General features: G+C 29.8%; 24 protein-coding genes. All 24 read left to right on the top strand.

Going from position 1 to position 26930, the window contains the following annotated elements; translation table 11 throughout:
* Positions 1 to 201, top strand: a 201-nt coding sequence (locus B2W91_RS01245) for a CD3324 family protein (RefSeq protein ID WP_291578442.1), incomplete at its 5' end; no start/stop codon positions are given.
* A gap of 334 nt (positions 202 to 535) precedes the next feature.
* On the top strand, positions 536 to 1783 hold the full coding sequence (locus tag B2W91_RS01240; protein WP_291578441.1) for a nuclear transport factor 2 family protein: 1248 nt from the start codon (positions 536 to 538) through the stop codon (positions 1781 to 1783).
* Between the two features lie 79 nt (positions 1784 to 1862).
* A complete protein-coding gene (locus B2W91_RS01235; RefSeq protein ID WP_291578440.1) occupies positions 1863 to 3098 on the top strand; it encodes an alpha/beta hydrolase in 1236 nt (411 codons plus the stop codon).
* Positions 3099 to 3941: 843 nt separating this feature from the next.
* Positions 3942 to 5174, top strand: coding sequence for an alpha/beta hydrolase-fold protein (locus B2W91_RS01230; protein WP_291578439.1), 1233 nt, complete (start codon positions 3942 to 3944; stop codon positions 5172 to 5174).
* Positions 5175 to 5611: 437 nt separating this feature from the next.
* The gene (locus tag B2W91_RS01225; RefSeq protein WP_291578438.1) at positions 5612 to 6787 is read left to right on the top strand and encodes a hypothetical protein; all 1176 of its coding nucleotides are present in this window, start codon (positions 5612 to 5614) and stop codon (positions 6785 to 6787) included.
* Positions 6788 to 6954: 167 nt separating this feature from the next.
* Complete coding sequence (locus tag B2W91_RS01220) at positions 6955 to 7440, top strand: GNAT family N-acetyltransferase (protein WP_291578437.1); 486 nt, start codon at positions 6955 to 6957, stop codon at positions 7438 to 7440.
* Between the two features lie 96 nt (positions 7441 to 7536).
* The gene (locus tag B2W91_RS01215; RefSeq protein ID WP_291578436.1) at positions 7537 to 8463 is read left to right on the top strand and encodes a GNAT family N-acetyltransferase; all 927 of its coding nucleotides are present in this window, start codon (positions 7537 to 7539) and stop codon (positions 8461 to 8463) included.
* A 45-nt stretch (positions 8464 to 8508) separates the two neighbouring features.
* Positions 8509 to 8994 (top strand): GNAT family N-acetyltransferase, encoded by a 486-nt coding sequence (locus B2W91_RS01210; protein WP_291578435.1) that lies wholly within the window; start codon positions 8509 to 8511, stop codon positions 8992 to 8994.
* A 454-nt stretch (positions 8995 to 9448) separates the two neighbouring features.
* Positions 9449 to 10405 (top strand): aminoglycoside phosphotransferase family protein, encoded by a 957-nt coding sequence (locus tag B2W91_RS01205; RefSeq protein ID WP_291578434.1) that lies wholly within the window; start codon positions 9449 to 9451, stop codon positions 10403 to 10405.
* Between the two features lie 247 nt (positions 10406 to 10652).
* Complete coding sequence (locus B2W91_RS01200) at positions 10653 to 11108, top strand: GNAT family N-acetyltransferase (protein WP_291578433.1); 456 nt, start codon at positions 10653 to 10655, stop codon at positions 11106 to 11108.
* A 176-nt stretch (positions 11109 to 11284) separates the two neighbouring features.
* Positions 11285 to 11845, top strand: coding sequence for a cupin domain-containing protein (locus tag B2W91_RS01195; RefSeq protein WP_291578432.1), 561 nt, complete (start codon positions 11285 to 11287; stop codon positions 11843 to 11845).
* Between the two features lie 362 nt (positions 11846 to 12207).
* On the top strand, positions 12208 to 12927 hold the full coding sequence (locus tag B2W91_RS01190; protein WP_291578431.1) for a TrmH family RNA methyltransferase: 720 nt from the start codon (positions 12208 to 12210) through the stop codon (positions 12925 to 12927).
* A 263-nt stretch (positions 12928 to 13190) separates the two neighbouring features.
* Complete coding sequence (locus B2W91_RS01185) at positions 13191 to 14120, top strand: GNAT family N-acetyltransferase (RefSeq protein ID WP_291578430.1); 930 nt, start codon at positions 13191 to 13193, stop codon at positions 14118 to 14120.
* A gap of 97 nt (positions 14121 to 14217) precedes the next feature.
* The gene (locus tag B2W91_RS01180) at positions 14218 to 14715 is read left to right on the top strand and encodes a GNAT family N-acetyltransferase (RefSeq protein ID WP_291578429.1); all 498 of its coding nucleotides are present in this window, start codon (positions 14218 to 14220) and stop codon (positions 14713 to 14715) included.
* 758 nt (positions 14716 to 15473) lie between these two features.
* Positions 15474 to 16874 carry an alanine/glycine:cation symporter family protein gene (locus B2W91_RS01175; RefSeq protein ID WP_291578428.1) on the top strand — a complete coding sequence of 467 codons (1401 nt, stop codon included), beginning with the start codon at positions 15474 to 15476 and terminating at the stop codon, positions 16872 to 16874.
* A 441-nt stretch (positions 16875 to 17315) separates the two neighbouring features.
* Positions 17316 to 19019 (top strand): ABC transporter ATP-binding protein, encoded by a 1704-nt coding sequence (locus B2W91_RS01170; protein WP_291578427.1) that lies wholly within the window; start codon positions 17316 to 17318, stop codon positions 19017 to 19019.
* A gap of 64 nt (positions 19020 to 19083) precedes the next feature.
* On the top strand, positions 19084 to 20826 hold the full coding sequence (locus tag B2W91_RS01165; RefSeq protein WP_291578426.1) for an ABC transporter ATP-binding protein: 1743 nt from the start codon (positions 19084 to 19086) through the stop codon (positions 20824 to 20826).
* A 170-nt stretch (positions 20827 to 20996) separates the two neighbouring features.
* Positions 20997 to 21503, top strand: a complete 507-nt coding sequence (locus B2W91_RS01160) for a GNAT family N-acetyltransferase (RefSeq protein ID WP_291578425.1) — start codon at positions 20997 to 20999, stop codon at positions 21501 to 21503.
* Between the two features lie 344 nt (positions 21504 to 21847).
* Positions 21848 to 22735, top strand: coding sequence for a GNAT family N-acetyltransferase (locus B2W91_RS01155; protein WP_291578424.1), 888 nt, complete (start codon positions 21848 to 21850; stop codon positions 22733 to 22735).
* A 28-nt stretch (positions 22736 to 22763) separates the two neighbouring features.
* Complete coding sequence (locus tag B2W91_RS01150; protein ID WP_291578423.1) at positions 22764 to 23606, top strand: GNAT family N-acetyltransferase; 843 nt, start codon at positions 22764 to 22766, stop codon at positions 23604 to 23606.
* 39 nt (positions 23607 to 23645) lie between these two features.
* Positions 23646 to 24194: a GNAT family N-acetyltransferase gene (locus B2W91_RS01145; RefSeq protein ID WP_291578422.1), complete on the top strand. Its 549-nt coding sequence runs from the start codon at positions 23646 to 23648 to the stop codon at positions 24192 to 24194.
* Positions 24195 to 24603: 409 nt separating this feature from the next.
* Positions 24604 to 25122, top strand: a complete 519-nt coding sequence (locus B2W91_RS01140; RefSeq protein WP_291578421.1) for a GNAT family N-acetyltransferase — start codon at positions 24604 to 24606, stop codon at positions 25120 to 25122.
* A 159-nt stretch (positions 25123 to 25281) separates the two neighbouring features.
* Positions 25282 to 25971 (top strand): 4Fe-4S double cluster binding domain-containing protein, encoded by a 690-nt coding sequence (locus tag B2W91_RS01135; protein WP_291578420.1) that lies wholly within the window; start codon positions 25282 to 25284, stop codon positions 25969 to 25971.
* Positions 25972 to 26224: 253 nt separating this feature from the next.
* Positions 26225 to 26930, top strand: a 706-nt coding sequence (locus B2W91_RS01130; protein WP_291578419.1) for a GNAT family N-acetyltransferase, incomplete at its 3' end; no start/stop codon positions are given.

Raw genomic sequence — 26930 nt, 5'->3', positions numbered from 1 at the left:
TTATATATCCCTAGAAAAAGTGAAAATGAAAAAGCTTGGGGCGAAAAAAATGGAACAAGAGATAGCCTTAAGAAAAGGAATAATGAAATTTTTGAAAAATATACTTGTGGAATTAAAGTTTCAGAACTTGCAGATGAATACTTTCTTTCAGAACAAAGCATAAGAAGAATTATAAGTAGAGAAAGAAAATTAAGTTCTTAAATATAAAATTAAAGCCAATAAAAAACGTCTTATTATCAATATAATTTTGATAATAAGACGTTTTTTGCTCAACTTTAATATAGAACTGTTTTGGATATATAATGTAACTTTATTAAATAGTAAAATTTTAGTAGGAAAGCTTTTAATCAATTAAAAATTGATAATTATGATTAAAATTAATTTATTAATAGCTTTTGTAGGGGCGAACAGTGTTCGCCAGTTATATGAATTCATAGATTAAGTTTAAAAGTGATACATCCATAGGAAATATTTCAATATGAACTTAAACTATTAAAGTAAAAGATATTAAAGGGGAAAATGGGGTGTTTAAGATATGAATAAATTTGGAATACAATATTTAGATGATAAATCTTTGCGAAAGTTTTCAGGGAAAAAACATATATTTCATGATTCAACTGAGGATCATAGAGATATTAGAGAGCTTCTTAGGCAGTTTCAGATTGGATATACTGAACGTGATGTAGAAAAAGCTGAAACTTTTATGGAAGAACTATTTATTATTGGAGAAGAGACATGTGCACTTGGAACTTCAACGGAAGAATTATTTTTAGGTAGTGAAGAAGTAAAGACGTTGATTAGAGATGACTGGGAATATTGGGGTGATTTCAATATGGATTGGGAAAGGGCACATATTTCTGTTAAAGATGAAGTTGCATGGTTTGCTACTACAGCTTCTGTGAAACACACTTTTGAAGATACACCAGAAAGATATGATAGTTATGTTAATTTCATAAAAAATAAGGCTGAAGAAACAGGACTTACATCTAAAGAGAAAATTGCTTTTATCAATTGGGTGCTGGCTCTAACTTACCATCAGCGATTAGATGAGAAGAGAGAATACTTATGGCCTGTATGTTTAAGCGGAGTTCTATTAAAACAAGAGAACAAGTGGAAATTTACTCATCTCCAGTTTTCCATACCAAAGGCTAATTTTCCAGATCAGCGTTTTGAAAGCTCCAAAGAATATGTGGAAAGTTACAATAAGCACAATGCTATGGCTTGTAAATATAAAAATAATCAAGTGAATATGGAGATAAAATCTCTCCTAAAGAGTATAGAGACAGAGCTTGTGGGGCAAGAAAATATTTCAAAAGAATTGATAAGTAAATATTTTGCAATAGATAATATTTCCTATGTTATGGGACCAGATAACCAATGGTATTATGGGGTGGATCAAATCAAAGAATTCTTTGAAAAAAGCAGAGCTTCAAGTCTTTCTATGGACTTAGAATATGCCATTGCTACAAAGTCAGGTGAAATGGCTTGGGTCACAGTTTCTGGTACATTGAAACAAGAATTGACAGAAGATGAACTTGCTGAAGGTGCCTTAGTGGAACTAGACAACCTGTTTAAATCTAATCTTAGCTCAAAAGAAAAACTATTTGTGGCTCATAGAAGTGTATCTTGTGCACTAAAAGAGGGCGCCATAGGTACAAATTATACTTGTCCTATCAGATTAACAGCGTTAGTTTCAAATTGTGGAGATAAACCTGTATTCAACTATATACATTTTTCATTTCCATTCTATTGGATATTTGAAGGGAAGATAGATAGCATTTAAAGTAAATAAATTTGAGATAAATTTTAAGGTATGTTAGTGTAAAAAGCTTGATACTAACTAATAAAGTGGGAGGATGGATATGAAAAATAACCAAAAAATAATTAGCCCAAGAATACAGAAATTATACGAGGAGCTAAAAAGTGATAAAGACAAAGTATTAGAAGAATTTTGGAATGAAGTTAGAAAAAATGGCTCACCTATTATTGAAAAAATAGAAGATGATGATGAAAATTGTCTAGTTACTTTACTTTGGAGGGAAACACAACCTATAGACAATGTTAGGGTCATTGGGGAAATTTTTGGTATAGATCCTGATTTTACAAAATTCTATCGACTTACAGGTACTGATTTGTTATTTAGAACATGGAAAGCAAATAAAAATGCTCATTGTTTCTATATTCTTATACTTAACGGAAAAGATGGACAAGACTGGGGAGAGTTCAATTTCATAGTAGATCCCCTAAATCCACAAAAATATGTTTGTGTAGAATACGATAAGGATCCTGAACCTTATTTAATGTGTAATGAAGAGTCTTATGTGGCTTTACCTGGTTATAAAGAAAGTATTTGGACAATTGAAGAAAGTCATGCAACTAAGGGGAAAGTGGAAGTGATTGATGAATTTGAAAGTAATATTTTAAACAATAAAAGAAGAGTATGGATGTATACACCAGCAGGATATGATAAAAATTTTGAACCCTGTGCATTATCCATATTTACTGATGGTTGGCATTACGTTAATGTAACAAAAGTTATAACAATTCTTGATAATTTAATTTACAAGGGTGAAATTTCGCCTTTATGTGTTGCTTTTATCGAAACAGAAGATAGAGAGACAGAACTTACATGCTCAGATAAGTTTTCTGAATTTCTTACAAAAGAAATGTTGCCATGGATATATGAAAATTATAATGTAACTAATAAGCCTCAAAACACACTTATTGGTGGATTTAGTTATGGTGGACTTACTTCAACATTTGTGGGTTTAAAACATCCAGAGATATTTAATAAAGTATTGTGTCAATCAGGGTCAATGTTTTGGACTTCAGAAGAAGGAGAAAATCCAAGAGGTAAGATAATAGAAATGTATGAAAAGGTTGATAAATTACCTTTAGATTTCTATATAACTTTTGGGGAATTTGAAAAAGAGTATAAAGGCCATTATAATTCAACAAAAGAATTCATAAATTTATTAGAAAGTAAAGGTTGTAATTATAAATATAAGGAGTTTTTAGGTGCACATCATTATGTAGATCTTAATATGGAATTAGCAAATGGATTTAAAAATCTTTTAGGTAATAATGATAACATTTAAGTAATCATATGAGGGAAAAAAGAATGGATTTTATGAGTATTAGAAGAGAATATGAAAGCGTTGTAGTTAGATCAATGAGGAAAGATGATTTTGAAAATATTCTGGATAGTTTGAAAGGCTAAGATACGCAGCAAAACAAATATGATGGAGAAGAACTTGAGCTAACAGACGTTTTTACAGATTCTTTGGCCCTGCAGCTCTATCAAGAGACCCAAAAATCCTAAACGAATTAGAGTATAAAAACATAGAAGTACAACCGGTAGATATGTTACCGCAAATGGCACACGTTGAGTGTATAGTTCTAATAATGAATTGCGATTGAAAGGATAAATAAGGTACTTTGATTAAAATATGTTATGGTTCTGACGTGAAAATCAGGTAAAAATTGGGGCGAAAAATGTCCCTTTTTTGCCCTGATTCTTATAGATGAGATTGGTATTTATGAACGATGATACTCTATTAGCCTGACCTACGGACAGTAAAAAAATCCATAGTGGATTATTCTGTATTATGATTTGATTACTAAAGAAAGACATACACGGAGGACAATCACTATGGACTACCCAAATATTAACATATAATTAAACAAAAATAAGCATTTGAATTCGCAAGAGATTATAACAAATATAAATATTATCAATAAGAAGTAATAAGGTGTAAAAGTTAATATACAAACAATATGATATAATCAAATAATTTTACGTTCAAAAATAAATAATTCATACCTTATTAAATTGTTGGAATTTTTTGAAAAATAATAAATAGATTATTTTATATTTTGAAAAAACGTAAAATAAGGTAGAGGTATAAAAGTATATCGACTTATTTATAAGGAGAATTAAAATGAATAATACAAAAATAGATAGTCCAAGAATAAGAAAATTATATGAAGATATAAAAATTAATAAAGAAGAATCACTACAGGCTTTCTGGAATGAAATTATTGAAAATGGCTCACCTATTATTGAAAAAATAGACGATGATAATGAAAATTATTTAGTTACATTAATTTGGAGAGAGGATGAGCATATAGACACACTAGCTGTATATGGGGAAATGTTTGGTATGGATAGTCAGGATACACAACTTGAAAAGTTAGTAGATACAGATTTGTGGTATAGAACATGGACTGTGAGAGGAGATGGGCATTCTTTATATATTTTCGTAGTTAATGAAAGGCAAGATCAAGAATGGGATGATGTTGCCTTTAGGTTAGATCCTTTTAACCCCAAAAAATATGTATGCACAGAGGACGAAAAGAATCCTGGTGATTATTATTTAATTTGTAAAGAAGAATCCTATGTTTGTCTACCTGAATTTAAAGAAAAAAGTTGGACTATTGAAAAAGAGAATGTACCTAAAGGAAAGATTGAATTATTTGAAGATTTCGAAAGTAGGATTTTAAATAATAAAAGAAGGATATGGGTTTATACACCAGCAGGATATAATAAGAACTCTGAGCCTGTTGGATTAGCCATTTTTACTGATGGATGGGAGTATATTAATGCTACAAAAGTTATTACAACTTTTGATAACTTAATTGCAGATAAGAAAATTCCAGCTATATGTGCAGTATTTATTGAGTCTAATGGCGACAGAACAAAAGAGCTAACATGTTCAGAAAAATTTAGTTCCTTTGTTATAAGTGAATTATTACCATGGGTGGAGGAATGGTATAATATTGAAAATAAGGGAGCAAAAAATTTAATTGCAGGTTTTAGCTATGGTGGACTTACGGCAGCTTTTATAGCATTTAAATACCCTGAATTATTTCCAAAGGTATTATGTCAATCAGGTGGGCTATATTGGAATGAAGAAAATGACGACAATAAACAAGGTCTAATATTAACAATGTATGAAAATAGATTAAAGTTACCATTAGATTTTTATATGACCTTTGGAGAATTTGAAAAAGAGGCACAAAAGCATTATAAGGCTAATCTAGATTTTGCAGAGATATTAAGAGATAAGGGATATAATCTTCATTATAAAGAGTTTTATGGTGGACATACCTTTACAGATATTGATATGGAGCTTGGAAATGCAATTGTATATCTTTTGGGCAAAGTAGGATAGTTTTAAATTGATTAAAGTATATATATCGTTAAGTATGATTTGAAGAGATGATTTTATAGTACTTCCTACTTTGTACTAAATAAGAGTTTGTAAATTTGAACTATGAAAAAATATCTTTTAAAAAGGTAGTTTAAGAAATTAATGCTGTGGTGAGTATGATATTTATCACAGCTATTTTTTGTTCAACTTTAATATAGAACTGTTTTGACCATATAATATAACTTTATTAAATAGTAAAATTTTAGTAGGGAAGTTTTTAATCAATTAAAAATTGATAATTACGGCTAAAATTAATTTATTAGTAGCTTTTGTAGGGGTGAACAGTGTTCACCAATTATATGAATTCTTAGATTAAGTTTAAATGTGGTACATCCATAGTAAATATTTCAATATGAACTTAGACTATTAAAATAAAAGGTATTAAGGGGGAATATAAAATGAGAAAAGATGATAAAACAGTTGAAAATATAAAGATGGCTTTAAAAAAATTTCAAGAACAGTATAACGAAGGAAATGCTCATGGCGCAGAAGCTTTTGTTAAGGAGTTCTTTATAGATGAGAAAGATACAAGTCTTGTAGGTACAGGATTAGATAGCTGGTGTTTTGGAATAGAAAATATAAAGGATGAAATAAATAGCTATTGGACAAAGGAAGAAAAATATTTAAAGCATATAGAGCTAGATATAGATGATGCAGTTATAAATTTGGAAGGTAAAGCAGCTGTTGTATCTATTTCTGGCAAAAGTATAAGAAATATAAGTGAAGAAAAAATATATGAGAATATGATAAATAAATTATCTAAGGAATTAAATGGTGACAATATATCAAGGGGAACCTTAGCTAAACTTTTAAATGAAATTTCAGAAGAAATATATAATATAAGCTTGGGAGAAAAATATATAAGTCTAGAAGAAAAATATATAAAGCCTTTTAGGGTGACCATGGTAATGGTTAATATTAATTCAAATTGGATGATAAAACATATGAAAATATCTTTTAGTGGAAATATATTAGAGATGACATCTGCTGATCATAATATTGAGGATAAATTTAAAATTATTCCAATAGAGAAGGAAGATAATTTAGAGATAAGTGAAATTCAAAAAGTATTGCAAACCTTTCAAGAAGCGTATGATAAGCGTGATATTAATCTAGTAGATAGTTATGGTGATGAGCTGCTTCATAATGATGAAGAACTGTTTATATTTGGAACAGATCAAGGAGAAAATTTTCATGGATTTAAGGAAGGAAAGGAATTATTTGAAGGAGATTGGAAGTATTGGGGAGATTTTAATCTAAATAGAGAAAATGCATATATTTCTATTTTAGATAATGTAGCAGTAGTTTATTCAAAGGCACTTATAGAATTTACCTGGGGAGAAGAGAATGTTTCCAAATGGCCTAAAATGAATTTAAAGTACTATTTAAATGAGACTGAAAAATCTAACAAGGAAATAACATATGAAATGCTAACATCGATAGCTAGTTGTCTAGATATTATAGTAAATGCTAAAGAAAAACCTTCTTATGCTATGAAATTCCTTGGAGTATTGGTAAAAAAAGAGGGCAAGTGGAAATTTAATCATATGCATTTTTCAAATATAGTCGAGTAAAAGCTCAAAGAATAAATTTAATCAATAAGTATAATAAAACCATATTATAAAAATTTGTTTGATATTCAAATATAAAAATTATGTAATAACAATGTCTTGTTATTAAAATTAACTTGGTAGCAAGACATTATTTTTTATACTGCAGAAATAGATAGGGGAGTTTTTTTATGAGAGAAATTATATATGATAATTATTATTGGCAAAATGATTTAGTGAGATTAAGACCTTGGAGTGAAGAGGACTGGGAATGGATATATTATACTGGATTCGATAGTTCATTAAGCAGATTAGCAGGATATAAAGTTGATTTACCACCAACAATTTCAGGTGCAAAAGAATATTGTAAGGGAGTAGAGAATAGTACTGAAAATAATTCTAGTATAATCTTTGCAATAGACACATTAGAGGGTATACATGTTGGAAGAATAGGTTTAGGAATAGATAATGAGAGGCATGGAACTTTTGGTGTTGGTATTAGAATTGTAGCAGAGTACCAGGGCAGAGGGTATGGAACAAGTGCTATGAAAATACTTATAAAATATGGATTTATGGAAAGACGATTAAATAAATGTTCTTCAACTGTTTTAGAGNNAAAATGCATAAAAAACTTGGATATGATCAGGAGGGTGTACTCAAACAAAACATTTATATGAATGGAAAATATTACGATGAAATATGTTTTGGATTAACAAAAGACATGTATTTAAAAAATATAGCAAATGAACTTTGATCTAGAATGGGGGAGAATTATGGGCATTTCTTTTAGATATTATGCAGATGAAGACTTTCTAAAATTAGAACAACTTGTTTTAAATAGTTATGCATGGAGTAATCCACCATGGGGAGTAAGTCGCCATGAGTTTAGTCGTGGAGTTCACAGTGCGTGGGCAAATGTAAAAGATAATTGGAGACATATAGTAGGGATATGGGAAGAAAAGGGTAATATTATTTCAGCAGTTATATGCGGAGGTGTATGGCATGGAGATGCCTTGTTCCTCTTTGATTCTTTAGAACGACAAAGAGATAGAGAACTACTAGAGAGAATGTTTCATCATGCAGAAACACATCTCTCTTGTTTTAAAAAAGATTATGAAAATAATACAAGGTACCTACATGTAGTCATTCCACCAGAATATGGCTTGGTAAAAAAGATGGCAAAAGAGAGAGGGTATGAGTTATCTCAAAAAGTGGAGAGAGCTTTAATACTTCCGTTTCCAGAGAAGAAATTTGATATTATACTTCCAAATGGATACAGAATAGTTGATGGAGCCCAAACATCAGATTTTTTTCTGTCTAATACTCATATGTTCTCTTTTAACTATACACTTCCTATAGCGGAAACAGGAGAAAGAGGATTTCACGATTTAAGAAAAATGCCAGGGTATAAACCAGAACTTGATTTATGCGTATTGGATGATGAAGGAAAACCAGTGGGATTTGCTATCATTTGGTACAACGAAAAAATGCCTTATTGTGAATTAGAGCCTCTTGGAGTTGTATGGTGGTGTAGAAGAAAGGGAATAGGGAGGGCATTGATATATGAGGCAGCTAATCGAGTTATGAAGATGTCACCACAGTGTAGGGGAATGCTTGGAGGAGATCAGCAATTTTATTGGGACTTAGGTTTTAAAGTTGAGACAATTAATGAAATTTGGGATTGGAGAAAAAAATTTTAATAGTACGCAATTTTCATATTTGAAGAGGTAAAAAGGAGAAAGAAAATGGAGGATTTTAATATAAGATTTAGAGAAATGAGTGATGATGAATTTGATAAATTCGCTGAGTGGGATATTCTAGCTTATTCAAAAGACTTAATAAAATCCGGTTTATCCAGCGAAGAAAATGCGCTTGAAGATGCAGAAAAAAGTTTTAATGAATTGCTTCCACAAGGAAAGTACACAAAGAATAATTATATTTATGTGGCTATAAATAGCGACAATGAGGATGTAGGCTTTATCTGGTATCAAAAGTATAATGAAAATATAGCATTTATTTGTGATTTCTTAATACTTGAAAAGTTCCGTAAACAAGGCTATGGAAGACAGACCTTACTTTTAATTGAAAAAGAAGCAAAAGAAAAGGGATTTAATAATATATTGCTCAACGTTTTTAAATATAATAAACCTGCTTTTTCGTTATATAAAAGTTTAGAATACAAAATAAGAGATCAAAAAAATGAGAATATATCTATGGTGAAGAATATTTAAAATTTCAACGGTGCTACAATGTCCTATTGTTATATAATTTAGAAATTGAGAATTATAGGTAGACAATCCTACCTATAATTTTTTATATTCTGTATTTGTGGCATGGCAACTATTGGTGATAAGTTTCAACAAGGCGTATATTCTAGTAGGTAGAAATCTTGTTAAGGTAAGGTTTACCTAATGACAATTTAAATAAACAATATAATAATCTTATAATTCATCAAGAAGATAAGCCTAAAGTTTCTAAAAAATCTTACAATCAAATAAATTATGTTCCAGACTAATTATTCGATAATATAAACAACCTTCATAAAGAGTGAATCAAAATTAGTTATGCAGATATTTATAAAGGATTATGATATTATGGAATTTTTAACTTTTATGGGTTATGATTGAAATATAAGTTATTAATAATGGCGAAGTAATGATTTTTTATATTAGCTGAGGTGATTACATGTCTCAAAATAGCGATAGATTATTTGATTTTAAATCTGTAAACACAGAAGATATTCGCGCTATTTTCTCTAAATACAATAACCAACTTCTAATTCAAAATATAGTTCCAATTACAGCGGGAATGAGTACAAGCAATTATATGGTTGAAGCGAGCAACAAAAAATATTTACTTAAAGTCTATCCTAAGAACAATGACCATAGCGATATTGAAATAGCAGCCTATAAGCGCGCTCATTATATTATTAAAGTACCTGAGGTATTACATTTTGATAACAGTAAAACCATAATTGATAATACTTATGTGATTTTTCAATACATTGACGGATTGACATTGAGAAAGTATGTGTCCAAAAACAAAGGTTTTTCAAACAATGTTGCCTATAAAATCGGAAGTATGCTTGCAATATTACATAGAAAGGAATACGCTTGTACGGCATTATTAAATGTTGATTTATGCATTAAGAAGCAAATAACACAATTTGAAAATCAATATAAATTATTTCTTGAGGGAATGCCTGGGAAACATTTGGACGAAATAGTAAAGCGAAATTTAGAACATTTCATTGACGATAATCGTCACTTAATAGAACGAATATCTGAAAAAAATGTATTCTGTCATGGCGATTTTATTCCCTCTAATATTATTATAGACGTATATGATATACCATGGTTTATTGATTTTGAATATTGTTTTTCTGCACCGTGTTATTATGACATTGGAAAGCTTTTTAGAAGTAGGGAGAATTATTCTAAATACATAGATGATAAAGTAAAAAGAGATTTTGTCGAGGGATATAACGCTATGAGTCAAAGGAGATTACCAGAAAATTGGTATAAGTTATCAAAAATAGCGGATATAGTAGTAATGTTGGCATTGATAAACAGAGAAAATATTCCACGTGATTGGACTGAAGGAATTGAAGAAGAAATCATCGTGACAATGAATATGCAGTGATGTAAGCCCCCCCCCAAATGAGATAATCCATAGTACGCAATATTCGTATATTATGAAGACTTATGATTATTCATTTGTATTCAAAAATTTTTATCAGACATTCAAATAAGAGAATAAAGAATTGAAAGAACAACTTAAAGTTAATTATGAAGATATTTACAGACAATTATAATATCGTGATATAATAAAAATGTTATATTTTACATGTAATGTAACAAATTTCAATCGAATGAAAAGAGGGGATCTTATGCAGCTTTGTTATAAATGTGCTAAAAAAGAAGATGCAAATTTACTTATTGATATTTATAATAAATCTTTTTACGAAGATTATCTTAAGTATAGTGAATGTCCGGGATATGGAAGAACGAAGAAACAAATGGAATTGTCTATTGAGAATTTTCCAAAGAAAATTATTTTTTGTGATAATTATCCGGTTGGAGTTATATCAGTTGAAAACAAGGGAAGCGGTGAATATTATTTGGGCTGTCTTTGCGTTATTCCTGAATATCAAAATAAAGGAATTGGCGCGCAGGCAGTTAAGTATTTATTAGAAATTTGTACAGATTGGAAAAAAATGACGTTGGTCACACCTGCAGATAAAGAAAGTAATATTTATTTCTATACAAAGAAATGTGGATTTATAATTGAGGGTACAGAATTGGATAGGAATGTTAAAGTTGTACGTTTTTTATTGAAACGATAACATCAAATCTATTATATGATTAAAAATGTATATTTTAAAATTATGACTTTATGTAATTTATAAATTTTCCGATTTAGGCGTTAGATTTTGAGTTATATCATTTCTGTGGATTGAAGCACAATATATATGGAGAGAACATATGATAATTTTATAGTCATATGAAAGGAAAGGAAAAAATGCATAATTATTACAGAAACTATTCGCATCCTTATTATGGGGATACCACAGATTTTTCTAATCAGTTTGATAATCAGTATACTTATTTTACTGATGGGACGGAGTACGATCCACGAGCTTACTCTTCACGATTTACAAGGAGTGAGCATTTAAGTGATCTAAAAGATTATGGACCAGAACCATTTGTAGTCAATATTACTGAGGCTACTAAGGAAAACGATACTTTCCGTACCGCTTTATGGACAGGAAACCATTTACAACTTACATTGATGAGTATTGGTGTTGGAGAGGATGTAGGTTTAGAAGTTCATCCACATGTTGATCAATTCCTACGTATTGAAGAAGGACAAGGAATTGTTAAAATGGGTGATAGTAAATATGATTTAAATTTTCTAAGAAAAGTCTATGATGATTTTGCAATCTTTATACCAGCTGGTAAATGGCACAATATAATAAACACTGGTAATAGACCACTTAAATTGTATTCTATCTATGCACCACCTAATCACCCACATGGTACAATTCATAGAACTAAATCAGAGGCAGAAGCTGCTGAATAAGGCCACATTCATTTATCAAAAGAGGCTGTGGAATATGTAAAGATAGCTTTTTACAGCAGAATTAAATTATAATATAAGTTATTTTATGGCAAGAATAAATAATTTAATAAGTGAAGGAAAAAATACCCTTATAGATGGAAAAGAAAAGTATAGGATATTAAAAAAATCTATATATTAATTTTTGTAGGTTAAGTATATTAAATTACGCTGTGTACTAGAGAAGAGCTTATTATCTTGATAATAAGCTCTTCTTTCTGCTCAACTTTAATATAGAATTGTTTTGGATATATAAGAACTATAGGTTAGATAGTATAATTTTTCTAAGAAAGAAGTTTGAAAGTAATGAAAAGGAATTTAAAGAGATGATTCTTAAAAAATATAAAAAGCATCTTGAATACTCTTATACCTTTGGAGCATTTGCAACCATTGAATTAATTAATACAAGGCCAAATAAGGTTATAGGAGTTGTTGTAAAGTCTAGTTATATAGAGAGTGATAATGGAATAAATTTATATGAGTTATGTAGAAGTAAAAACATAGATATAAAGGTTAATGATGATATATTTTCTAGAATTGCGGATAAAGAAAATTATTATGTTATAGGAATTTTTAAGAAATATAATTTGAACTTAGATAAAAATAAGTCTCATATGGTTTTAGTTAATCCAAGCAATATGGGAAATATGGGAACTATTATTAGAACCATGATTGGATTCGGAATGAATAATTTAGCAATTATAAGCCCAGGAGTAGATATATTTGACCCAAAGGTTGTAAGAGCATCAATGGGGGCATTTTTTAAAATTAACTTTAGCTATTATAGTGATTTTAATGAGTATATAAGAGAATTCGGTAATCATAGTATTTATACCTTTATGATAAATGGAGAGAAGTCTATTAAAAATATAGAAGAAGCTAAAGGCAATTTAGTTTCTTTAGTCTTTGGAAATGAAGCTACTGGTCTTGGCAATGAGTTTTTAAATGTAGGAACAAGTATTGCAATAGCACATTCAGATGAAATTGATTCCTTAAATTTATCCATAGCAGTAGGTATTGCATCTTATGAGTTTTCTAAGAATTAAAGTGAATATTAAGCTTTAATTTAAATTAAGCAATGACTTTACTAGAATAATAAGATTTGAAGATTATGCTAATGCTGTTTGGTAGGGAAAGTGTAAAGCATAAAATTACAGGTGGAAAACAATAGGGTATTTAGAAATTAATAGGTGGAAAAGCTTATGATGAGATATATATGGATATTTTACCTAAAGATTATAAAGGAAAATCAGTAACCGATATATATTTTCTAAAAAGTTAAATAGTAAAAATTATGGGGGGATCACAAATGATATTAGAGAATTATTCAAAGGAAATAGATATATATAATTTAAGAGACGGTTATGAACTTCAAAGGGCAGAACATGAAATCTTCTCTAAATACTATGCAACATACTATGGATTACAAAAGGCAAATGGATGGTTTAAGAAGAATTATGATATAATGCGTTCAATCGTAGATGAGGAAGATGAGTGTTTTTGGATATTTAATGATGGGAAAAAGGTTGGAGGAGCATTTATTAATCCTAATTTTATAGAGGGAGTATTTCTTATTCCACCTTATTCAGATGAATATGAAGTGCTGAAGAAGCTTAAAGAAATATTAGTTTATTGGTCAGATTCTGATAAACCTATTGAAGCATCTACAGTTGATTCATCTCAAGTTGAACTATATGAAAAACTAGGTTTTATAAAAGTAGAAAGTGGCCGTTGGATGGTAAGACCAACTGAAACTTTTAATATTAACTGGGAAGATAACTATTATGTTAGACCCCCGAAAAGAGAAGATGAATTAGAAATGGGAAAGCTACTCCATGAAGCCTTCCAAAACAATGAAGGATTGAATTTTAATTATAGTGTAGATGAGTATACTAAATGGGTTAAGGAGTATTTTGATAGTAATTTAGATGTAGAACTTTTAAATAGAGCATCTACTCTAGTATATGATAAAATTACTAAAGAATTAGTAGGAATTTGTTATATATCTATGTGGCAAGAATGGCCCTTAGTATCTCAAATAGCTGTAAAGCCTAGCTATGCTGGCAAGGGCATAGGAGGTAAAATGCTAAAAAATGCACTTACAGTTTTAAATGAAGAATATCCAGTAGTTAGATTATATGTACACGTAGGAAATAAGGCAGAAGAGCTATATCATAATCTAGGTTTCTTAAAGGGGCTTCAGTTAACTGATATGAAATTTGAAGTAGCAGAGAAGTAGTAATATGGTATTATGCCTCAGTCTCATTAACTTGTGGTTCTGACAATGCTTTTGGTAGTTAATTTTGATATATGCATGTGAAAAGAGGTATTTAACAATGATAGTTCGTATAGGTTCAATAGAAGAGCTTAAATTATTATGGGAAAATGATAATTCACCTACACAAAGATACTTCATTAATGGAATAGAAAAAGGAGATATAGAATTCTGGACAGTAGAGGATGAAGAAAATAGGCGTTTAGTAGGAGAGCTTTATATATTTTGGGACTCAGAAGATAAAGATGAGGCAAATGGTAAAGATAGAGCATATTTATGTGCCTTTAGAATTAATGAAAACTATAGAGGAATGGGACTAGGAAGTAAGCTAATGAAGAGAGTTTTAGCGAGAGTCGTTGAGAAGGGATTTCATGAAGTTACTATTGGTGTAGATAATAATGATGCAGATAGATTATCTCAAATGTATAAGTCATGGGGATTTTCACAGCTAATAAAATGTACAAATATTGATTATCATTGTCTTGATATTAATAATGAGCCAATGTATTATAAAATTCCGTATGCATTATATTTAAATAGATTAGATAATGCGATGTGACTTCTACCAGGGCTTGAAGATAAAAGTTAAATGATTCTTTTTTCATATATTAGACTATAACTATTTATAACATAAAGGTTTAAAAGAGCATACAGAACGAACTAGCAGAATAATTTATAAGCAAATACAGCGGATGAAGTAAAATATGTAACTAATTTTATTTATAGGCTATAAAGAATAGAATAGTTTTTCAATTATTTATAAACTTAGATTTTATATTTCAATTGCAATATATTGATATATTAAATCTAAGTTTTTGTTTTTTAAGTCTTAAATTTCAAAAAAATGCTTAAAATGGGTAAACTTCTCCTAGAAATTAAAAATTAACTTCCTATATTATATTGGATAATGTAATACAGATTTTAAATTAATAGAATTTTTATAGACATTTTGTGCCAGGTGAATATTTCCATTACTCATCATCAATTAAAGTTATAGCAATTTTAAAAGTATATTCACAGAAAATTAATATTTTTTGAAGCATAAAGATTAAATTTACCTTATCTCAGCATTTAGCTTATATTAATCTTATTATCTTAGTATACTGTATTTACAATAAAATGAATAATACGTTTTAAATTTATTCTTTTTTGCCATGATTTTACTAGTTTACAGTATATTTTCAATTAATTTATGAAACATTCAAATATTTACATTGCAGTTTTGCCAAAAATAATATAATATATTTATAAATAATATATTGTATTAACAAATGGATTTTAATGAATAACTGAAGAAAAAAGGAGGAGTTTGCAAAAATGGATTTTTTAAACGAAATAATTTCACATATTAGCAACTTTCTATGGACCTATATTTTAATTGCAATGCTCGTAGTAATTGGAGTATATTTTACTTTTAAAACTAAGTTCGTTCAATTTAGAAATTTTAAAGAGATGTTTAGACTTTTAGGAGATGGTGCCACAGGCAATAAAGAAGAGAATTCTGTATCTTCCTTTGAAGCCTTCTGTATAAGTACGGCTTCTAGAGTTGGTACTGGGAATTTAGCCGGTGTAGCAACGGCAATTGCCATTGGTGGACCTGGAGCAGTATTTTGGATGTGGCTTATAGCACTTATAGGTGGTGCCTCTAGTTTTATAGAATCTACTTTGGCACAAATTTATAAAGTTAAGGATGGAGATAGCTTTAGAGGTGGACCTGCTTACTACATAGAAAAAGGACTTAAAAAGAAATGGATGGGAATGCTTTTTGCCATTCTGATAACCATTTGTTTTGGACTAGTATTCAATTCAGTTCAAGCCAATACTATAACTCTTTCTTTATACAGTTCTTTTGGATTTAATAAAACTGTTGTAGGAGCTATCTTAACAATACTTACTATTACCATTATTTTTGGAGGAGTAAATAGAATTGCAAAAGTTTCAAGTGTTTTAGTTCCTGTTATGGCTATTTTTTATATAATAGTTGCATTATTTATAGTTGTTAAAAACTTTTCGGCGATTCCTTCCGTATTATCAATGATTTTTGAAAATGCCTTTGGTATTAATGAAGTTGTTGGTGGTGGAATTGGAGCAGCCTTAATGCAAGGTATAAAGAGAGGGCTGTTTTCAAATGAAGCTGGTATGGGTTCTGCACCTAATGCTGCTGCGGCTGCTACAGTATCCCATCCAGTTAAGCAAGGTTTTATACAAACCCTTGGAGTTTTTACTGATACTATAATAATTTGTAGTTGTACAGCATTCATGATATTATTATCAGGTGCTCCACTTGATGGCTCAGTTAAAGGTATAGAACTTACTCAAATAGCCCTTAGTAATCAAGTAGGATCTTGGGGAGGAATATTTATTTCCGTATGTATATTACTATTTGCTTTTAGTTCTATAGTTGGAAACTACTATTATGGAGAAACAAATATTCAATTTATAACAGATAAGAAGATTTATTTACAGCTTTATAGAGTTTTTGCTGGTGCAATGGTGTTCTTTGGATCTATTGTCAGCATGGATATAGTTTGGGATTTAGCTGATGTATTCATGGGACTCATGGCTATAGTAAACTTAATTGCTATTGTACTATTAAGCAAAATTGCACTAAAAGCTCTAGAAGATTACAAAAATCAGAAGAGAGCAGGTATAAAAGATCCTATATTCACTAGAAATTCTATACCTGAACTTGACGATGAAGTAACGGAATGGTCTTAAAAGGATAAGGAAATAGTTAGTTAGTAAAAAAAGACCTTTTAAATAAAATATGGCCTTTATCAAAGAAAAATTAAAAGCATAAAACAGGTTAAGAATAAGAAGATGATTTCTGTATTGGACAGGAGTCATCTTTTTTTAATTTAACTTATATTTTCGCTATCAAGTTAGCTAGATTAAACTTTTGTTAGACAGATAGAATCATTTTTTTGAATCATTATCATTTTTAGCATATGGAGTTTTTTTAAGAGTTCCTCCTCAGCTTTCAGTAAATTATTTTTACCTTAAGACGCTTATATTTTTACTTCTATGAGAAGTTTTTTTTTAGATTTTTCGAAATTTTTTCTTGTGTTAAAATCGATTTTTATGAGAGATAAGTGTATAATATATTTAAGAAGAAAATTTTACTTGAAATATATAATTATGTATTAGGTGGAAATAAAAATGAAGCAAATATTTAAATATTTAAAGCCCTATATTTTTCAAATGTGTATTGGACTTACTATAAAATTCACAGGTACAATTGTGGAGTTAGCACTTCCTTGGATATTATCTTATATGATTGATGAGATTATTCCGCTAAAGCAAGTACAACCAATTCTTATTTGGGGTGGACTTATGCTTTTATGCTCTATTATTGCAGTAGCATTTAACATTATAGCCAATAGAATGGCATCTAAAGTTGCAAGAGATACAACAGAACGTATCAGAAATGATTTATTTTCTAAGATAATTTATCTTTCTAATAATCAAGTAGATTATTTTACATTACCTTCTTTAATTTCAAGAGTTACTTCTGATACATATAATATTCATCAGATGCTAGGTATGATGCAGAGAATTGGAGTAAGGGCACCTATCTTACTCATAGGTGGTATAATTATTACCTTTACATTAGATCCAATACTTACCTTAGTTATGATTTCAGTGATGCCTATTATATTTTTAGCATTGACCTATGTTTCTAAGGTAGGTATTCCGATGTATTCTATTGTTCAGAAAAAAGTAGATGACTTTGTAAGAGTTGTTCGTGAAGATGTGACGGGAATACGGGTTATTAAAGCTTTATCAAAGGAAGATTATGAAAGAGAAAAATTTGATTATCGTAACAGAGCTGCTGTAGAACAAGAAAAAAAGACTGGAATTGTGATGGCTGTATTAAATCCAGTTATGAATCTATGCTTAAACCTTGGAACAGTACTAGTTATTTTGGCAGGAGCCTATAGGGTAAATAGTGGAGTTATTAAGCCAGGAGTAATTGTTGCATTTTTAACCTATGTTACATTAATTTTAAATGCTCTTCTATTTATTTCTAGGGTCTTCACAAACTATTCAAAGGCAAGTGCTTCAGCAAAACGTATAAATGAGATTTTAAATGCTGAAGAGGAGCTCGTAATTAAAGATATGCCAAAGACAGATAATGAATATGCCATAGAATTTGATAATGTGTCTTTTTCTTATAATCACAAGGAAGACAACTTAACTAATATAAGTTTTCGTATTAAAAAAGGAGAGGCCTTAGGCATTATTGGAGCTACCGGCTCTGGAAAGTCTACCATAGTTAAACTATTAATGAGGTTTTATGATGTGGATCAGGGTGCAATTAGAATTAATGGACAAGATGTACGATCAATTGATATGAAGGTATTAAGAGAAAAATTTGGAGTTGTATTTCAAAATGATTTTATCAGCACAGATACCTTATTTGAAAATATTCGATTTGGAAGAGATATAAATGAAGCTGGGATAAAGGCAGCGGCAGGATATGCAATGGCTACTGAGTTCATAGAAGGAAAGACAGAGGGATTTCAAACTAAAGTAGCAGTAAGAGGTGCAGACTTAAGTGGTGGACAAAAGCAAAGATTGCTAATTTCAAGAGCACTTGCAGCACATCCTGAGATTTTAATCCTAGATGACTCTTCAAGTGCATTAGACTATAAAACAGATGCATCGCTACGAAAGGAACTTCAAAATCATTTTAAGGAAACCACAACTATAATGATTGCTCAGAGAATTAGCTCTATTATGTCTTCTGACCATATTTGTGTTTTGGAGGATGGAGAAATAGTAGGCTATGGAACCCACCAGGAACTTATAGAAAGTTGTGATATATACAGAGAAATTAGTGAGTCACAGCTAGAGGAGTAAACTGTTTTAAGCAAGAAAATACCCTAAATCAGTTTATATGGAACAAGGAGGGCATATTGTAATTATGAAAAAGAATAACATTCATACTTTAAGAAGAATAATGTCCTATCTTTTAGAATATAAGACATTAATAATTATCGCAGTGTTACTCTCCATCGGAAGTAATTTATTTGCATTAATGGGTCCTATGCTATCAGGGTATGCCATAGATAGCATTGAACTGGGAAGCGGCGCGGTAAACTTTAGTAAGGTATATTATTACTGTGGATTTATGATTATATTTTATATAATATCCTCTATTTTAACCTATATTTTATCAGTGATTATGCTGGAGGTCAGCAAGAGGATATCCTATAAATTAAGGAAGGACTTATTTGATCATTTACTTTCACTTCCTGTAGGGTATTTTGATACTCATGCCACAGGAGATATCATAAGTAAAATTTCCTATGATATTGATACCCTAAATGCATCGTTAACATCAGATTTAGTTACCATTTGCGGAAGTATTATTACAGTAATTGTATCATTTGTTTCTATGGTTATGATATCCACAAAGCTAGTATTAGTTTTTGTATTTACGGTTCCATTATCTATTATAATCACAAAGAGGATGACAAAAACTACAAGACCTATGTTTCGTAATCGTTCAAGAAAGCTTGGAGAACTAAATGGAATGGTTGAGGAATTTGTATCAGGGCAGAAGACATTAAGGGCATATAATCAAGAGGAAAATACCAAAGATAAGTTTGAGAGAAAGAATGAAGAGGCAGTGAATGCTTATTATCGTGCAGATTATTATGGTGCTATGGTTGGACCATCAGTTAACTTTATAAACAATTTATCTTTAACCTTAATTAGTATATTTGGTGCAATTATGTACTTACATAATCAAATGAGTCTAGGAAACATTTCTTCCTTTGTATTATATTCTAGGAAATTTTCTGGACCTATCAATGAATCTGCAAATATTGTAGGAGAGTTTCAATCTTCACTAGCAGCAGCAGAAAGAATTTTTCAGCTTATGGATGAGCTGGCAGAAGAGAGAGACAAAGAAGGTGCTAAGGAATTTTTACATGTTCATGGTGATGTAAAAGTTGATAATATATCCTTTGGATATACAGCAGATAAAATAATTCTTAAAAATCTTAGTATGAAGGCACAATCTGGAAACATGGTTGCCATTGTTGGACCAACTGGAGCAGGAAAAACTACATTGATTAATCTCCTTATGAGATTTTATGATGTAAACAATGGAAGTATTTATCTAGATGAGATGGAGATAAGGGACATAACAAGGGAAAGTCTTAGAAAATCCTATGCTATGGTACTACAGGATACTTGGTTATTTCAAGGAACTATCTTTGAAAATATTGCTTATGGTAGCGAAAATGCTAAATTAGAAGATGTAATAAATGCAGCTAAGGCAGCCAAAATTCACTCTTATATAAAAAGACTTCCAAATGGTTATGATACAGTTCTTACAGATGATGGAGCTAATATATCTAAAGGTCAAAAGCAGTTACTAACAATAGCCAGAGCCATGCTTTTAGATTCTAAAATGCTTATTTTAGATGAGGCAACCTCTAACGTCGATACAAGAACGGAAATACAAATTCAGCAAGCAATGAGAAATCTGATGAAAGGTAAAACATGCTTTGTTATAGCACATAGACTTTCTACTATAAAAAGTGCTGATCATATATTAGTAGTAAAGGATGGTAACATAATAGAGCAGGGAAATCATAAAGAATTAATAAGAGAAAAGGGCTTTTATAGCCAATTATATTATTCACAGTTTGAGTAAAGCTATTAAGGTTAGAAATATAGAAAAGCTAAAGATAAAGAGGGATAGCCTATTATTAAAGGTATATCATTTAATAAATAAGTTTCATGATAGTTTAAACTGTACAAAATTTTTTATAGGTATTTTTTTATTTAACTCATATATAAATATGAATTTATGGGGGATTAAGAATGAATAAATCTGTGATTGAAACGGAAAGATTAATTTTAAGACCTATGGATGCAAATGATTCCGAAGCAGCTTTTGCATGGCTTGGTAATCCAGTTGTAAATAAGTATTTGTCATACCCTCTGTATACAAATGTAGAAGAAGTAAGAGATTTGCTTGAAGTAGAAGACTCCAACAATGTTTTTGGTATTGAACTAAAAGAGACTAGCGAACTCATTGGCAGTTGTGTCATAGGGCCGGAGGGCAATGATGCTGAATGGGAATTCGGCTATAGTTTTTGCCCAGAATTTTGGAATAATGGGTATGCAACAGAAGCGTTAAAAGCATTGATAAAGTTTGCCTATGATTTAGGAATAAGAGACTTTTGTGCACCTTTTGCAATTGATAATCCTGCATCAGGCAAAGTTATGGAAAAGTGTGGTTTACATTTTGACCATTATGGCGAATTCACGAAAGACGATGGAAGTGCAACATTTAAATCGAAATATTATAAAATGCATTTAGATTAATAAATCGAAATATTACAATTTATATTATTAAAGAATATAAATTGTAATATTATAAATTATGATGAACAATTTTTATATATTATTCATTAAACTATTAGAAATCATTCAAATAAGGTTATCTTAATTAGGACAACCTTATTATGTGTAGCAACTCAACAATTTAATCTAACAGAGTCTATGTTTAAAAACATAGACTATTTTTAATTCAGTTAGAACTATGTTTCAAAATATCACATAAACTAAAGCTCCTTGCTCGAATTTAGTACTGAATTATCTTGGATATATAAGATTGCAGTGATAAATGGTAGTATTTTCATAGAAGTAGATAGTAGAGGGGAAAAGTCATGAAGGTTGAAAAATTAAAAGATGAAATGGTTGAAGATTTTATTGAGTACTGTAAGAAGTATAGAGAAAATCCTAATGATGGAGGGTTAAGCGATGTAGATTTAGAGAATTTTGAGATTAATAAAGAAAATCCAACTTATATGTTAATGGATGATAATAATATTAAAGGAGCAGTGTCCTTGATTTTAGATGACTTTTATAAACAAGGAAGAATAGGAAGACTAAGGATATTTCATAGCATTGAAAATGAAGTAGATAATTATAAGATTATGCTTAGAGCAATATTAGAAGAAATAGAAGGCATAGATAAAATATTTATATATATAGATCAAAAGAATGAGGATATGTCTGAAATATTAACAGCACTACAATTTAAGTTAGGTATATATAGTTTTACTATGATTAGAGAGGATAAAGAAGTTTCTAAAGCTACTTTTCCAGAGGGATTTGAGTTAAGGATTTTTAAGGAAAATAGGGATGAAGTGGGTTGGTGTAAGGTTAGAAATATTGGATTTCCAGAGGATCCTCCAAGAACACCAGAAAATGTTTGTTTATATTGGGAAAGTTATCCACAGTGCCATTTGGAAGGCGGAATGATGCTACTTTATTATAATGAGGAACCTATAGGGACTATACGTGCTTCAGTGGAATCTGAAACAGGAGAAGCATATACATACATATCTGTTGTGTGTGTAAATCCAGAGTATAGAGGAAAAGGGCTAGGTAGAAATTTATTAAGAGCAGCAATAGATTATGGAAGAAGTAAAGGAATGTCTAAGGCTATGCTCTGTGTAGATATAGAAAATGAGAGTGCATTAAATCTATATCTTAGAGAGGGTTTTACAAAATATAAAGCAAGGGTAGAGTATGAATATAAATTAACGTAAGCTTATAGCTATAAAGGGAAAGCTGATTATGATAAGAGAGTTTAATATAGATGATTTAGAAGGAGTTAATAATTTAATTAACAGAGGATATATTATAGATAAAATTGATGTAATCAAGGATGTCAAAGAAAGAGCAGAAAAGTTTCTGATCTATAGAGAGGAAGAAATAAAAGGCTTTGCCTATATGATAAAATCTATGGACGAAGAAAATCGGTGGAATATTCAAATTTATGTAGATATAGAAGAAAGAAGAAAAGGTATAGGTACAAAATTATATAATGAACTATTTAATTACTTAAAAGAGGAAAATCCTAGATGCTTAGTTACAGAATTTAGAGTAGATATTAATGATTCAACAGGATTTTATGAAAAACTAGGATATAAAAGGTGGTATAGATGTCCTAATTTAATTTATAGAGGAAAAGAGAAGTTTGATTTGGATATAGATTTTATATTCTATGAAGATAAATATTATGACCAATATTTAAAGTGCACTCAAGAGTGTTTTTATGAATTGCGAAAGAATAATGATTTTAAACCATACCTTGTTCCTAAAAACGAAGAGGAGAGGCATAGATTAATGGAGAATAAAGATTCAATATATCTTACACTAAATAATAGTGAAGAGATAATTTCAACTGTTACTGTAAAAGATGGATATATTGATAATGTAATGGTTTCACAGAAATATCAAGGAAAGGGTTATGGTAAAAAAATAACTCAGTTTGCTATCAATAGGGCTTTAGATGAAGGCATAGAATCCATTTATCTTTGCTATGTAGAGGGAAATGATAAGGCAAATAATTTATATAAATCCTTGGGATTTGAGACACTTCAGATTATAGATATTTATAGAAAGTATATGAACTAATACAGAAAATACTTAAGTTATATAATTGGAGGAAAGAAGATGAAATATAAGTTTGTTTCAATGAACAAAGAGTATGCAAGAGAGATGATTAACAATTGGAAATATGAAGGCGAATATTCCGTATATGATTACTGCAATGAAGAAGAGTTATTATTAGAAGAAGAAAACTGGGGTTTTGGAAAATTTGCAGCTTTAGATAATAATAATAATTTAATAGGGGAGCTTACTATAGAATTTTTTGAAGAGGTTGATGAAAGTTCTGAAGACGATGGATATGTAGACATAAAAACAGTAAAAGATAATCCAAATAAAATTTATGAGATGTGGATAGGCTTTGGTCTAAGGCCGGATCTAACTGGAAAAGGATTGGGTAGTGAATATATATCAGAATGTGTAGATTTTGCAGTAAGTCATCATAATTATAAAGGAGATTATGTTAGATTAGGAGTGGCAGAATTTAACAAGAGAGCAATAAAAGCATATGAAAGATCAGGTTTTAAACAATTTAATACTTATGAGGGAGAGATAGCAGACAAGAAATTTAAGATTTTGTGGATGAGAAAGGCTTTAAGAGCAAAGAAAGGTTAGATACCTTTATTCGAATAACTAAACATTTAAATATTTATGATTAAAATGTAAAGAACCTCTATAAAATAAATGTGAAATATATTTTCCAAAATATTAAGTGTAGATGACTTAAAAACTGCTAAAGATTTTAAATAAATCTTTAGCAGTTTTTAATTATATAATTTTATTTTTAAGTGTTATAATTATAAAAAGAGAATTATGGAAATTTTTTGATATCAAGAAGAAGTCCAAATAATACGCAGGTAGATAAATGGAAAATAGTATGTGGTTCAGTTAGTTGACATGGAAGAACTTAAAGATGAAAATAAAAGGCTAAGAGAACAATTAGAGAAAATTAGAAGTGTAAAATAAGGTCGCAATTGTAATATAAGACGAAATAAAGATTATTTATATAACGAGGAGGATGGAAATGGATTTTTTAATTAGACCAATCGATATTGGTGATGGAAAAGGTATTAACGAACTCAGACGTATGCCAGGTGTCTTTGAGAACATACTTGGTATCCCATCTGAACGAGTAAAACGTAATGAAGATTTTATCATAAATATGGATAGCAATCAGCATCAATTCGTTGCAATAACAAAAACTCAGAGTGGTGAGGAGATTATAATTGGAACAGCTGGATTGACCGTTAATGCAAACCATCGCACACGGCATAGTGGTAGCATGGGAATTATGATTCGCAAAGATTACCACAATATGGGAGTTGGAACAGCTCTGATGCAAGTCATCATAGACATTGCTGACAATTGGCTTATGCTTATCAGGGTTGAATTAACTGTCTTTGAGGATAACGAAAGAGCAATTCATTTATATGAGAAGTTTGGGTTTGAAAAAGAAGGTCTAAAACGTCTTGCAGGTATCCGAAAAGGAAAATATGAAAATGAGTATTTAATGGCAAGGATTAACCCTGCATACAACAAATGAGCATAATTTAAAGTACAAGTTAGTTCATATTCTTCTTATTTTACGAACTATCAATAAAATTATTAACATGTTATACATAGAAAATAGTATAAAAAGAAAAGAGGTGAGTTTTAGTGAGAGTTTGGTATTTATTATACACCCTCTCACTAAAGATAAACTATGAGCAAAAATTCATTAAAGAAATATTTAGAAACTCTTGGAGCATCCTTAGTTGGATTTGCAGATTTGAGAGATATTGATGTTGCAGCACGTAAGAATATGGACTATGGCATATCCTTTGGAATTAAATTGAATACTAAAATTATAAGAGAAATTGAATATGGACCGACAAAAGAATATTGGGATGAGTACAAGAGAATAAATAATGCTTTGGATCAAATTGCTATAGCTTGTGTCAGCTATATAGAAAACTTGGGTTATGATGCAATAGGACAAACATCCACTTATGTTACTAGTGATGATAACCTAGCTACATTATTACCACATAAAACTGTAGCTACAAGGGCAGGGTTAGGTTGGATAGGTAAAAATGCATTATTGATTACACCCGAATATGGATCTGCTATACGTATTTCTTCAGTTTTAACTAATATGCCAGTTGAAACAAATAGCCCAATTAACGAATCAAGATGTGGAAGCTGTGAAAAATGCAGTTTATCATGCCCAGCGAAAACAATTAAGGGACAACTATGGAATATAAAATTAAAAAGAGAGGAATTAATAGACCCTTTCAGATGCAGACAAAAAGCTAGAGAATTATCAAAAAAACAAGTAGGATATGAAACTTCATTATGTGGTAAATGTATAGAGGTATGCCCATTTACACAAAGATATATAAGCCATTATTAGCGAGAATATATTAAAGGATATAGAAAGAGATATATTTAGAATTTAAGGAATATAATTGGATACAGACTACTAATTTTAGTTGTTAAAAATGAGCATGTGCCTAAAAGTAAAAGAATATCCATATATAAACATAATTTTCTGATGATAATAAATGCTTATATAAATCAAATCATGTTGTGTGTAGTTAAAAAAGATAAATGGAGGTGAATATCATTGGATTCTTAATAATTATAGATATTCCAATGAAAATGATATGCGTGCAATAAAAAGATTAGAGGAATGTTATATAGAAGGTTTTGTAGAAATTGCAGCTAATGCATACCCTGGTAATGGAATATTTACAAAAGAGGATAAGGAAAGGTTTAAAAATAATATTATTAAGACTCAAAATGAAAAACCAAATGTTAATTTCTATGGGGTATTTGAAGACTCAATACTGCTTGGCGGAATGAGCTATCATGATTTTAACATGAATTTATTAAACAAAAAAATTAAAGCTGGTGGAGTAGGGTGCATTGCTGTTGATTTAATTCATAAAAAAGAAAAGGTTGCAATAGATATTATTAAAGATTTTATCTATCATTACAGAAATCAAGGGGCTCCTATGGCATTATTATATCCTTTCAGACCAGATTTTTATAAAAAGATGGGTTTTGGATTTGGTACAAGCATTAATCAATTTAGGGTAAAACCTTGCAATTTACCAAAGGGTACAAGCAAGATGCATATTGAATTTTTAAATATTGAGGATTTACATGAGCTTTGTAATTTTTACAATAAAATGGTAATGAGAACCAATGGACTAATTGAAAAGTATGATTATGAATTTAAAATTTTATTTGATAATACTTTAAATAAAATTTTAGCATACAAAGTTAAAGATGAAATAAAAGGGTATGTTGTTTTTCAATTTAAAAAAGGAGATACGGAGGCTTTTACAATTAATGATATAGTTATAA

The sequence above is a fragment of the Clostridium sp. UBA6640 genome (assembly GCF_002455975.1).
GTDB lineage: Bacteria > Bacillota > Clostridia > Clostridiales > Clostridiaceae > Clostridium_J.
Note: the sequence above shows the minus strand (reverse complement) of the source record. Positions and strands in the feature narration are given on the sequence as shown.